Raw genomic sequence first — 11,963 nt, 5'->3', positions numbered from 1 at the left:
GGAGCTTCAAGCTAATGAAAACCCCTAGATTCCTTCTTCCGGCTGCCACTGCCGGTGTCCTTGCCCTGACCTTGTCTGCCTGTGGCGGCGGAGGCGGCGGCGGGACCACGGGCGGCGGCGGGACCGACGCCGAAGCAAACCTGGACAGCCGGGGCCCCATCACCTACGTACAGGGCAAGGACAACAGCAACGTGGTGCGTCCGCTGATCGAAAAGTGGAACGCTGCCCACCCTGACGAGAAGGTCACGTTCAAGGAACAGACCGACCAGGCCGACCAGCAGCACGATGACCTCGTGCAGAACTTCCAGGCCAAGAACGCGGATTACGACGTTGCCAGCGTGGATGTTGTGTGGACTGCTGAATTCGCAGCCAAGGGGTGGCTGCAGCCGCTCAAGGACAAGATGGCTGTGGAAACCGAGGGCATGCTCGAACCCACCGTTGAGGCCGGTTCCTATAAGGGCACCCTCTACGCGGCTCCGGTCTCCTCCGATGGCGGCATCCTCTACTACCGCAAGGACCTGGTGCCCGAAGCGCCCAAGACCTGGGCCGAGATGATGGAGATGTGCTCCATTGCCAAGGCCAACAACATCGGGTGCTACTCCGGCCAGTTCAAGCAGTATGAAGGCCTCACCGTCAATGCTTCCGAGGCCATCAACTCTGCCGGCGGTTCTGTCCTGGATGACGAGGGCAAGCCGAACCTGAACACCCCGGAAGCTGAAGAAGGCCTGAACAACCTGGTGGAAGCCTTCAAGAACGGGAACATTCCCGCTGAGGCGATCACTTACCAGGAAGAGGAAAGCCGCCGTGCCTTCCAGGAAGGCAAGCTGCTGTTCCTCCGCAACTGGCCTTACGTGTACAACCTGGCCACCACTGAAGGTTCCTCGCAGGTGAAGGACGTTCTGGGCATGGCTGCCCTGCCCGGCGCGGATGGCCCCGGTGCCTCGTCCCTCGGTGGCCACAGCGCAGCCATCAGCGTCTACTCCGACCACAAGGCGACCGCCCTGGACTTCGTCAAATTCCTGATCGAAGAGGAACAGCAGAAGTTCTTCGCAACCCAGGGGTCCCTGGCTCCGGTCTTCGGTGCCCTCTATGAGGACCAGGAACTGGTTGCCAAGCTGCCGTACCTGCCGGTCCTGAAGACCTCCATCGAGAACGCTGTTCCCCGTCCGGTGACGCCGTTCTACCCAGCTGTCACCCAGGCAATCCAGGAAAATGCCTACGCGGCACTGAAGGGTGAAAAGCCTGCCAAGGATGCGCTGTCCGACATGCAGAAGTCGATCGAGACCGCCGGCGCGGGATCGTAGCAAACCATGGCTACCGAATTGGGCCCGACGCCGGTCAAGCCGGCGTCGGGCGCCGCCCCGGTCCACCACGGACCTAAGGGTGTAGGCGAAGACAACAAGATCCTCAGCCAGGGCAAGTGGGCCACCTGGCTTCTTGCCCCGACCATCATTGCCCTGGGTATTGTGATCGTTTACCCGATCATCAGTGCCATCGTCATGTCCTTCCAGAAGGACGCGGGACTCGATCCGGTTACAGGTCTGTTTACGGCCGGCGGCCCGGCGGGCATCCAGAACTATGTGAACTGGCTGGGGCAGCAGTGTGCGGCCCAAGGGGGCGGCACGGTCGCTTGTCCGCCCGGCACCCTCGGAGGCCAGTTCTGGACGGCGACAGGCACGACGTTCCTGTTCACGGTAGTTACTGTGGCCTTCGAAACCGTCCTCGGTTTCTGGATGGCCATGATCATGTCCCGGACGTTCAAGGGCCGTGGGCTGGTCCGCGCGGCTGTGCTCGTTCCATGGGCTATCCCCACCGCCGTTACCGCCCAGCTGTGGCTCTTTATGTTCGATTTCAACGGCATCATCAATAAGCTGTTCAATGTCTCCATCCTGTGGACCGGCAGTGAATGGCCCGCAAAATGGGCGGTGATCATTGCCGACACCTGGAAGACCACGCCGTTCATGGCGCTGCTCATCCTTGCCGGCCTGCAGATGATCCCTGCCGAAGTGTATGAAGCCGCAAAGGTTGACGGCACCACCGCCTGGCAGCGTTTCCGGCTGATCACCCTGCCGCTTGTGAAGCCTGCACTGATGGTCGCCATCCTGTTCCGTACCCTGGACGCGCTGCGTATGTTTGACCTTCCGTACATCCTCACCGGCGGTGCCAACAACACCACTACGCTGTCCATCCTGGTGATTAACCAGATCAGGCAAGGGTTTAATTCAGCAGCCGCGTTGTCCACCATTACGTTCATCATCATCTTCCTGGTCGCTTTTATCTTCGTCCGGTTCCTTGGTGCGAATGTTGTGGAGCAAAGCGGAGCCACCGGCAAGGGGAAGAAATGACAACCACAGCTGCCTCAACGGCATTGCGGGCGGAGCAGGACAAGGGGCGTAAGGCTTCGCAGACCCGTGAAAAGTGGGCGAGCGCCAGGACGTACATCAGCGCCGCCGTCATCCTGGTCTGGTGCCTTGCACCTGCTTACTGGATGGTGGTGACGGCGTTCCGCGAGGTTGGCTTCACCTACGACACAACGCCGTGGCCGACGCACGTGACAATGGACAATTTCATCACTGCCTTTGATACCTCGTTCGGCAACAGGTTCGGCCAGGCGCTGCTGAACAGTATTTTCATTGGCGTCACTGTCACGGTGATCTCGCTGGTGATCGGTGTGTTCGCCGCGTATGCACTGGCGCGCCTGAACTTCCGGTTCAAGTACCTGGTTCTGGGCTTCATCCTGGGCGCTTCCATGTTCCCCGGCGTTGCCCTGATCACCCCGCTGTTCCAGCTGTTCACCAACATCGGCTGGATGGGCAGCTACCAGGCCCTGATCATCCCGAACATCTCCTTCGTCCTGCCGCTCACCGTCTACACCCTGACCTCCTTCTTCCGCGAGATGCCGTGGGAGCTCGAGGAATCAGCCCGTGTTGACGGCTGCACGCAGGGCCAGGCGTTCCGGAAGGTGATCATGCCCCTGGCAGCACCGGCCATCTTCACCACCGCGATCCTGGCGTTCATCTCCTCCTGGAACGAGTTCCTGATCGCCAGCCAGCTGTCGAATGAGGCCACGAAACCGGTCACGGTTGCCATTGCCAGCTTTGCCGGCGCGCAGCCCAACCAGATCCCGTACACGGCCATCATGGCTGCGGGCACCATCGTCACCATTCCGCTGGTGATCCTGGTGCTGGTCTTCCAGCGCAAGATTGTTGCCGGTCTGACGGCAGGTGCAGTCAAGTGACGGGCGATGCTTCCCGTTCCCGCTCCACGGGGGCGGGAAGCAGCCGCCGGCGTGCCAGGTCCGGGGAGGACTTCGACATCATCATCGGATTCCTCGGTTTTTGGGCCCTGGTTCTGCTGGTCGTCACCGTATGGATGGAGGTGACGGCCCAGCCCGCCCTCGGCTGGGCCCTTGGCCTGCTGGCAACGCTCCTGGCGCTGTACGGCATGGTGCGGCTGCGCCGCAAGCTCCCGGCACGCAGGTAACAGGTCACATCCCGCTGCGTTTAACGCCGCGCCTGGACGGGATGCAAAAATACGAAGGTTTGGGGTAACGCAGGGCGGAGCGCCTTACGCTGCAAGGAGTTATTGAGGGGACACCGTGGCACGCACAACTGAGAGGTCCCAACGGGGCGGCCACAACGGCGTCAGTATCGAGGACGTTGCTGCGGCGGCAGGTGTCTCAACTGCCACAGTGTCGCGGGCGGTCCGGGGACTGCCCCGGGTTTCGCCGGCAACCCGGGAAAAGATCCTCGAGGTTGCCGCGAACCTGGGCTACGTGGCGTCGTCGTCCGCCTCCGGCCTTGCCACCGGCCGCACCAAGACCATCGGTGTTCTGGCTCCGTTCGTCAGCCGGTGGTTCTTTTCCAAGGCCATAGAGGGGGCTGACCGGGAACTCCATGCCCGGCACTACAACCTCTCCCTCTTCAACCTGGGCGGGCACGGCAGCAACCGCGAACGGCTGTTCAGCAAGACCATGGTCTACAAGCAGATTGACGCCCTCCTGGTCCTGTGTATGGCGTTGACGCACGAAGAGCTGGACCACCTGCAGAAGATCGATATCCCGCTGGTTGTGGTAGGCGGCCATGTGGAAGAGTGCGCCTACATCGGCATCGATGACTACGCCGCCGCCTCAACAGCCGTCCGGCACCTCATCGACCTGGGCCACCGGGACATCGCCCTCTTGCATGGCGACGACGAGACTGACCTCAACTTCGATGTTCCCCGCGTGCGTATCCTGGCGTTCAAGGACGTGATGACGGCGGCCGGACTTCCCACCCGGCCGGAGTGGGACGAATGGGGCGACTTCACTGTACGAAGCGGGCAGGAAGCCCTTCGCAGGCTGTGGTCCAGGCCGGGCGACAAACCAACCGCCATCTTCTGCGCCTCGGACGAAATGGCCATGGGGGTCATCTTCGAAGCATCCCGGCTCGGTGTCAGGGTGCCGGAGGACCTCTCGGTGGTGGGCATCGATAACCACGATTTTGCCGATCCCATGGGCCTGACCACAGTAGGGCAGCGGCCGGATGAGCAGGCGGAGCTGGCCACCAAGATGCTCCTTGACGAACTGGACGGCCAACTGGGATCAGTCCAGTCCGCCGTCGCGCCCCACGAACTTATCGTGCGGCGCACCACGGCCCCGCCGCAGGGCTAACAGTCCTGCTACGTCCGAAGGCGCGCGGCCGTCAGGACGCGCGGGCCAGTTGCCGGATGGGGATCCACCGGGACGCCAGCCGGCGGTACGCGGCGGCCGCTCCGGTCATGTCGCCCTCCGCAAGGCACTCGATGCCCAGCCGGATGTCCATGGGGGAATCGTCCGGATACACCTTGTCCGCCACGGCGCCATAATCCAGTTCCACCATGGACTCCACGTGGAACTGTTCCAGCCACTCCGTGAGCTGGGCCAGATCGTCCAGCATGTCCAGGTCAGGTGCAGCCAGCGCCAGATTCGCCACCGCGTACCGGGCGCGTTCCAACGCTTCGGTGATGGGCGCCCACACCCGCACGGTCAGGATCCGCCCGGCGGCCTCCACAACGTCCTTGTGGTCCGACTCCATGAACAGCGAGAACCAGCTGAACGGGATTCCCCACGTGGACGCCCGCGTGTGCACCCGGATGGAACCGTCGCGGGCCTTGACCAGGTCGATCCGTTCCTGGTGCCGGTCCCGCTGCTCCTCGGGGATCAACAGTTCGGCCAGCGGACCGTGGATCCCTTCCATCAGGGCGTTGGCGGCCAGGCCCGCCCGCAGCACCAGCTGGCTGGGACAGTACAGGAGCACCGGCTCGGCAGCGGCGTCGTCGTCGGACGTTCCGCCCTGGGAAGCCGGCGCCGTGGTGACGCGGACCAGGTCGGTGCGGCCCGTGGGGAACGGATCACCGCCGGAGCGCGTGATGCGGCCCAGGGATGCCAGCAGTTCAGCGTTTTCGACGGCGGCACGCGAGGCGGTGCGTGCGCCGGCGGCCTGGATGGCCGGGCGTTGCTCTTCCGGGAACGCGTCGAGGGGTTCGTAGACGCGCAGGGTCGAGGAGAATGGCAGGCCGGCCTGGCCCCGGTAGAGGTTTCCGGTCATCACGGTCTCCTTGGAAGGGTCCAGGGGGCTGCCATCAGTCCGCCAGTTCCACCAGCACGGGGGCGTGGTCCGAGGCGCCCTTGCCCTTGCGTTCCTCGCGGTCGATCGAGGCGCCGGTGACCCGGCCGGCCAGGGCGGGGGACGCCAGGACGAAGTCGATCCGCATGCCTTCGCGCTTGGGGAAGCGCAGCTGGGTGTAGTCCCAATATGTGTAGACGCCGGGGCCCGGGGTGTAGGGGCGGACAACGTCCGTGAAGCCGGCGGATTCGAAGGCGTGGAATGCGGCACGCTCCGGCGGGCTGACGTGGGTGTACCGGTTGTTCACGAACAGGTCGATGTCCCAGACGTCGTCGTCGAAGGGCGCGATGTTCCAGTCGCCCATCAGCGCAACCTGGGCCTGGGGGTTCTCGGTGACAAGTCCCTGCGCGTGCGTCTTGAGGCTCTCCAGCCACTTGAGCTTGTACGGCATGTGTTCGTCGTCCAGCGAGCGTCCGTTGGGAACGTAGAGGCTCCAGATCCGGATGCCTGCGCACGTTGCTGCCATGGCCCGGGCTTCCTGCACGGGGTCCTTGCCGGCCTTGCCGAAGGAGGGCTGGTCAAGGAACGTACGCTCCACGTCTTCGAGCCCCACGCGGGAAGCGATGGCTACGCCGTTCCACTGGTTCACGCCGAAGTGGGCCACTTCGTAGCCCATCCGCTCAAAGAGTTCCCATGGAAAGTTGTCGTCCTTGCACTTGGTCTCCTGGATGGCCAGGACGTCGCAATCGCTGCGCTGAAGCCAGGCTTCAACGCGGTCGGCGCGGGCACGGAGCGAGTTCACATTCCAGGTAGCTATCTTCACAGTTCCTAACTTACCGTGGCGGCACCACCCCTGGTAAAGCGTGGCTGAAGCCTGCGCGGGCGCTTCCAGGGCCGGAAACGGCTGATGGAACTTAGTAGGAAGTCCGAGTATATTCGCAACCAAAGAGGACCTGGACCACATGCGAAGGAGCATCAGCCATGGTGCGCGAGCTCTCCCATTACGTCGGCGGTCAGCAGACCCCCGGAACTTCAGGCCGCTTCGGCGACGTCTTCGATCCCTGCACCGGACGCGTCCAGGCCCGGGTTCCGCTGGCGGACCGGGATGAGGTGCAGAACGCGGTAGCCACCGCCGGAAAAGCGCAGGCGGAATGGGCAGCCATGAACCCGCAACGGCGGGCAAGGATCCTGCTCGCCTTCGTGGACCTGGTCAACCGCAACATAGACGAGCTGGCCCGGCTCTTGTCCTCTGAACACGGAAAGACCCTCGCCGATTCCAGGGGAGACATCCAGCGGGGCCTGGAGGTGGTGGAGTTCGCGGCCGGAGCACCGCACCTGCTCAAAGGTGAGTTCTCCAGCGACGCAGGCGCGGGCATTGACATCCATTCGCTCCGCCAGCCGCTGGGCGTGGTGGCAGGCATAACCCCCTTCAACTTTCCCGCCATGATTCCGCTGTGGAAGTCGGGTCCGGCCCTGGCCGCAGGCAACGCGTTCATCCTGAAACCCTCGGAGCGGGACCCCTCGGTGCCGCTCCGGCTGGCGGAACTCTACAGCGAGGCGGGCGTGCCGGACGGGGTGTTCAACGTGGTCAACGGCGACAAGGAAGCCGTGGACGCGCTGCTCGAGGACCCCCGGGTCAAGGCGGTGGGCTTTGTGGGGTCCACACCCATTGCCCAGTACATCTACGCCACAGCTGCCGCGCACGGCAAACGGGCCCAGTGTTTCGGCGGGGCCAAGAACCACATGGTGGTCATGCCGGACGCGGATCTTGACCAGGCCGCGGACGCCCTGATTGGCTCCGGCTACGGCTCCGCGGGTGAGCGCTGCATGGCGATCTCCGTGGCCGTGCCGGTGGGCGAGGACACCGCTGACCGGCTGGTGGCCAGGCTCCAGGAACGCGTGAAGGCCCTCAAGGTGGGCCACAGCCTGGAGGCGGACACGGACTTCGGTCCCGTGGTGACGGCCGCCGCCAAGGAACGGATCGAAGGCTGCATCCGGGCAGGTGTGGACGACGGCGCCACCCTCCTTGCTGACGGCCGCGGGCTTCGCGTAGCGGGCTATGATGACGGCTTTTGGGTGGGCCCCACCCTCTTCGACCACGTCACCCCGGACATGGCCCTCTACCGCGAGGAGATTTTCGGCCCGGTCCTCAGTGTTGTCCGGGCGGCCGGTTACGACGAAGCCCTCCGGCTGTGCACCGACAACCCATACGGCAACGGCGTAGCCATTTTCACCCGCGACGGCGATGCCGCCCGCGATTTCGCCACCCGGGTGGACGTGGGCATGGTGGGGATCAACGTTCCCATCCCCGTACCCCTCGCCTATTACACCTTTGGCGGCTGGAAAGCCTCCGGCTTCGGCGACCTGAATCAGCACGGCGCGGACGCCTTCCGCTTCTACACCAAGACCAAGACCGTCACCACGCGCTGGCCGTCCGGAATACGCCACGGGGCCAGCTTCGTGATGCCGGAGGGAAGCTGATGGCCGGCACCTCCGGCCGTGCGGACACGGCGCAGGGGGATACGGGCAGTTCCGACGTGCTGTTCGAGCGCCGCGGCCGGCTCGCGGTGGCCACCCTCAACAGGCCCAGGGCAGTCAACGCACTGACCGCCGGCATGGTGGGCTTGCTCCTGGAGCAGCTGACCGCCTGGGCCGATGACGACGGCGTAGCCACCGTCCTGGTGCAGGGCGCCGGAGAGCGGGGCCTCTGCGCGGGCGGGGACATCGTGGCGATCTACGAGGACATCCCGCAGGGCGGCGCCCGGACCGCAGCTTTCTGGCAGACGGAGTACCGGGTCAATTCCCTGATTGCGCGGTACCCCAAGCCGTACGTAGCGCTCATGGACGGGCTGGTACTGGGCGGCGGGGTGGGAATTTCCGCCCACGGGTCCGTCCGCGTGGTCACCGAACGCACCCGGACGGGCATGCCAGAAACCACCATCGGCTTCGCCCCCGACGTCGGCGGGACATTCCTGCTGGCCCGCGCACCGGGGGAAGCGGGAACCCACGCCGCCCTGACCGGGGCGCACCTGACCGGTCCGGACGCGCTGCACCTGGGACTGGCGGACCACTACGTCCCGTCTGAGCGGCTGCCCGGACTCGTGGCCGCGCTGGAGAAGGAAAGCGCGGAAGACGCCGTCGGACGCTTTACTGCCGTACCTCCGCCCTCGGTGCTGGCCGGCCAGCGCGAGTGGATCGACGCCTGTTACGCCTTCGCCGACGCCGAGGACATCGTCCGGCGGCTCCGCAGCTGGAACGGACAAGGCACGGCGGACGCGGCACACGCCGCTGACACCATCGAAGGGAAGTCTCCCACGTCGGTCAAGGTCACGCTGGAATCCCTGCGGCGGGCCAGGACACTGGCGCTGGACGAGGCATTGGCCCAGGAGTACAGGGTTGGCCTGCGGTTCCTGTCCGGCCCCGACTTCCGCGAGGGCATCCGCGCGCAGGTGGTGGACAAGGACCGCACGCCCCGCTGGACGCCGCCAACGCTCGGGGAGGTGCTTCCGGAACACGTTGCCCGCTTTTTCGAACCGTTGGACGGCAGGGAACTGGACCTCCGTGCAGGCGGGGGACTGCAACTAGAGGAGACGGACCATGTCTGAAAAGTACACCGTGGCCTTCCTGGGCCTGGGGCACATGGGCGGGCCCATGGCCGCGAACCTGGTCAGGGCAGGCTATGGGGTGTCCGGGTTCGACGTGGTCCCGGCTGCCCTCGAAGCGGCCAGGGCCCAGGGAATTCCGGTTGCGGGCAGCGCCACGGAGACACTGAGGGGTGCTGACGTGGTGCTGACCATGTTCCAGAGCGGCCAGCAGGTGCTCGACGCCTACCGCGGAACCTCCGGGGAGCCGGGCCTGCTGGCAACAGCCGCTCCCGGGACCCTGTTCCTGGACTGCTCCACCATCAACGTTGACGAGGCACGCGAGGCGGCGCGTCTGGCTATCGAGGCAGGCCACCGCTCCGTGGACGCCCCGGTCTCCGGCGGCGTAGTGGGCGCCGAAGCCGGAACCCTCACCTTCATGGTGGGCGCGGACACGGAAGACTTCGAGACCGTCCGCCCGCTGCTGGAGGTGATGGGCAAACGCGTGGTGCACTGCGGGGCACACGGGGCAGGCCAGGCGGCCAAAGTCTGCAACAACCTCATCCTGGGTGTGTCCATGATCGCCGTCAGCGAGGCCTTCGTGCTCGGCGAAAAGCTGGGCCTGACCCACCAGGCCCTCTTCGATGTTGCCTCGGCCGCTTCCGGGCAGTGCTGGGCCCTGACCACCAACTGCCCGGTGCCCGGCCCTGTTCCCGGCAGTCCGGCCAACCGGGACTACCAGCCGGGGTTTGCCGGCGCGCTCATGGCCAAGGACCTCAACCTCGCGGTCAACGCACTCCGCAGCACCGGGGTGGCGGGTCGGATGGGCCCCCTCGCCGCCGAAATCTACGATACGTTTGCCGCGGAAGGCGGCGCCGGCCGGGACTTCTCCGCGATCATCACCGATATCCGTGAGAAATCCGGAAACCAGGGCGCGGATGCCCCGGGGAAGGCGCAGGCAACGCCTGCAGCGCCGGCCACGACAGCACACGACGACGGGAGCCCTGAATGACGGAGTACGCCAACATCCTGGTGGAGCAGCGGGGCCGGGTGGGCCTGGTGACACTCAACCGGCCGCAGTCGCTGAATGCGCTGAACAAGGCCACCATGGAGGAGCTGGTTTCGGCCGTGACCGCCATGGATGCCGATCCCGGGGTGGGAGCGGTGGTGATCACCGGATCAGGCAAGGCGTTCGCCGCCGGCGCCGACATCAAGGAGATGGCGTCCCAGGGCTATATGGACATGTACGCGGCTGACTGGTTCCGGGGGTGGGAGGATTTCACGCGGCTGCGCATCCCCACTGTCGCCGCGGTGTCCGGGTTTGCCCTCGGCGGAGGGTGCGAACTGGCCATGATGTGCGACCTCATCATCGCCGGGGACAACGCCAAGTTCGGGCAGCCGGAAATCAACTTGGGCGTCCTCCCCGGCATGGGCGGGTCCCAGCGGCTGACCCGGGCCGTGGGCAAGGCCAAGGCGATGGACCTGATCCTGACCGGCCGGTTCATCGGGGCGGAGGAGGCCGACCGGTGCGGCCTGGTATCACGGGTTGTTCCTGCCGAGGACGTTGTGGCCGAGGCGCTCAAAGCCGCCGATGTTATCGCGGGCAAGTCCAAGCCCGTGGCCATGGCGGCCAAGGAAGCAGTGAACGCCGCCTTCGAAACCGGGCTCGCCCAGGGGGTCCTGTTCGAGCGCCGGCTCTTCCATTCCCTCTTTGCCACGGAAGACCAGAAAGAAGGCATGGCGGCGTTCACGGAAAAGCGCCAGCCGGACTTTAGGCACCGGTAAGCGCCAGGGACTCCCGGTAGGCGCTGACGTCGCGGTTCAGTTCTTCAGCCATCAGGTGGTTGTTAATCACGACGGCGGTCCATGCCGCGGCCGCGGCGGACGCCAGCACCTGCGCCCTCAGGTCCGTGACGTTGCCCGCTGCCCAGACGCCGGGCACGGCGGTGGCGCCATCGGCGTCGGTTTCGAGGTAGTCACCGATGCCCATCGGGTGCGCCGTGGCGGACAGGCCCAGGCCGGAAAACGCCGCGAGGCGGGAATGGACCCGTGCTCCCACAACCACGGCGTCCACCGCCACCTCCGGTCCGCCCGCCAGCGCCACCCCGCGCAGGGCATCGTTTTCCACCCTCACCGCTTCCACGGCGCCGGCCACTACCTTGATCCCGCGGGCGGCCAGCTGTTCGTGCTCCCCGTCCGAGGGATCCGTCGTGTCATTGAGGAACAGGGTGATGTTGCTGCTCCACTGCCGGAACAGCAGGGCCTGGTGCACCGACCACGCGCCGTTGCCGAGGATGCCGATGGCCTGGTCCTGCACCTCCCAACCATGGCAGAAGGGGCAGTGCAGCACGTCCTTGCCCCACCGCTCCTGAAGCCCCGGAATGTCCGGCAGCTCATCCACCAGTCCGGTGGCGAGCAGGAGGCGCCGGCCGCGAAGCTGCCTCCCGTCGTCGAGCGTCACCTCGAAGCCCCGGCGCACATCGCCGCTGGTGGCCATTACCTCACCCCGCACAACCACGGCACCGTAGTGCTCCGCCTCGGCACGCCCGATGGCCAACAGCTCTGCCGGGTCGATGCCGTCACGGGACAAAAAGCCATGCACACCCCCTGCCGGAGCGTTCCGTGGCTGGCCGCCGTCCACCACCGCCACTGAACGTCGAGTACGGCCCAGCATCTGGGCTGCGCTCAAGCCGGCAGCACCGCCGCCCACTATCACGACGTCATACATGGAATCCGTACTCTTGATATTTCCCTTTTCAGTCATGGATTCATGATGTGCCCCGCGCGCATGTGTTGG

12 protein-coding genes are annotated in these 11,963 nt (G+C 65.6%); 9 read left to right on the top strand and 3 right to left on the bottom strand.

What is annotated here, in order from left to right; translation table 11 throughout:
- Positions 1-14 precede the first annotated feature (14 nt).
- From DXK94_RS19930 to DXK94_RS19910, 5 genes are all read left to right on the top strand, one after another.
- Positions 15-1,304, top strand: coding sequence for an ABC transporter substrate-binding protein (locus DXK94_RS19930; RefSeq protein WP_079598404.1), 1,290 nt, complete (start codon positions 15-17; stop codon positions 1,302-1,304).
- A gap of 6 nt (positions 1,305-1,310) precedes the next feature.
- The gene (locus DXK94_RS19925; RefSeq protein WP_079598405.1) at positions 1,311-2,345 is read left to right on the top strand and encodes a carbohydrate ABC transporter permease; all 1,035 of its coding nucleotides are present in this window, start codon (positions 1,311-1,313) and stop codon (positions 2,343-2,345) included.
- The gene (locus tag DXK94_RS19920; RefSeq protein ID WP_115526261.1) at positions 2,342-3,238 is read left to right on the top strand and encodes a carbohydrate ABC transporter permease; all 897 of its coding nucleotides are present in this window, start codon (positions 2,342-2,344) and stop codon (positions 3,236-3,238) included. The genes DXK94_RS19925 and DXK94_RS19920 overlap by 4 nt, the downstream gene beginning before the upstream one ends.
- Positions 3,235-3,483: a hypothetical protein gene (locus DXK94_RS19915; protein WP_079598407.1), complete on the top strand. Its 249-nt coding sequence runs from the start codon at positions 3,235-3,237 to the stop codon at positions 3,481-3,483. Before DXK94_RS19920 ends, DXK94_RS19915 begins: the two co-directional genes overlap by 4 nt.
- 115 nt (positions 3,484-3,598) lie before the next feature.
- Positions 3,599-4,651, top strand: coding sequence for a LacI family DNA-binding transcriptional regulator (locus DXK94_RS19910; protein ID WP_079598408.1), 1,053 nt, complete (start codon positions 3,599-3,601; stop codon positions 4,649-4,651).
- A gap of 31 nt (positions 4,652-4,682) precedes the next feature.
- On the opposite strand, the gene DXK94_RS19905 is transcribed toward DXK94_RS19910, so the two are convergent.
- Both DXK94_RS19905 and DXK94_RS19900 read right to left on the bottom strand, forming a co-directional pair.
- Positions 4,683-5,567 (bottom strand): hypothetical protein, encoded by an 885-nt coding sequence (locus DXK94_RS19905; RefSeq protein ID WP_115526260.1) that lies wholly within the window; start codon positions 5,565-5,567, stop codon positions 4,683-4,685.
- 34 nt (positions 5,568-5,601) lie between these two features.
- On the bottom strand, positions 5,602-6,408 hold the full coding sequence (locus DXK94_RS19900; protein ID WP_115526259.1) for an exodeoxyribonuclease III: 807 nt from the start codon (positions 6,406-6,408) through the stop codon (positions 5,602-5,604).
- Between the two features lie 158 nt (positions 6,409-6,566).
- Here DXK94_RS19900 and DXK94_RS19895 point away from each other — a divergent pair, with 158 nt between their 5' ends.
- Genes DXK94_RS19895 through DXK94_RS19880 form a run of 4 tightly spaced genes read left to right on the top strand, consistent with a single transcriptional unit; the run spans position 6,567 to position 10,951 of the window.
- The gene (locus DXK94_RS19895) at positions 6,567-8,066 is read left to right on the top strand and encodes a CoA-acylating methylmalonate-semialdehyde dehydrogenase (protein WP_115526258.1); all 1,500 of its coding nucleotides are present in this window, start codon (positions 6,567-6,569) and stop codon (positions 8,064-8,066) included.
- Complete coding sequence (locus tag DXK94_RS19890) at positions 8,066-9,190, top strand: enoyl-CoA hydratase/isomerase family protein (protein ID WP_115526257.1); 1,125 nt, start codon at positions 8,066-8,068, stop codon at positions 9,188-9,190. Before DXK94_RS19895 ends, DXK94_RS19890 begins: the two co-directional genes overlap by 1 nt.
- Complete coding sequence (gene mmsB, locus DXK94_RS19885; protein WP_115526256.1) at positions 9,183-10,178, top strand: 3-hydroxyisobutyrate dehydrogenase; 996 nt, start codon at positions 9,183-9,185, stop codon at positions 10,176-10,178. Before DXK94_RS19890 ends, mmsB begins: the two co-directional genes overlap by 8 nt.
- Positions 10,175-10,951 carry an enoyl-CoA hydratase gene (locus DXK94_RS19880; RefSeq protein WP_115526255.1) on the top strand — a complete coding sequence of 259 codons (777 nt, stop codon included), beginning with the start codon at positions 10,175-10,177 and terminating at the stop codon, positions 10,949-10,951. The genes mmsB and DXK94_RS19880 overlap by 4 nt, the downstream gene beginning before the upstream one ends.
- Here the strand turns inward: DXK94_RS19880 and DXK94_RS19875 are convergent.
- The gene (locus DXK94_RS19875; RefSeq protein WP_115526254.1) at positions 10,938-11,930 is read right to left on the bottom strand and encodes an NAD(P)/FAD-dependent oxidoreductase; all 993 of its coding nucleotides are present in this window, start codon (positions 11,928-11,930) and stop codon (positions 10,938-10,940) included. The genes DXK94_RS19880 and DXK94_RS19875 overlap by 14 nt on opposite strands.
- Positions 11,931-11,963 lie beyond the last annotated feature (33 nt).

It is taken from the genome of Arthrobacter sp. RT-1, assembly GCF_003367205.1.
In the GTDB taxonomy this organism is placed as follows: Bacteria; Actinomycetota; Actinomycetes; order Actinomycetales; family Micrococcaceae; genus Arthrobacter.
The sequence above is the reverse complement of the archived record's forward strand: the minus strand, read 5'-3'. Positions and strand labels throughout refer to the sequence as shown.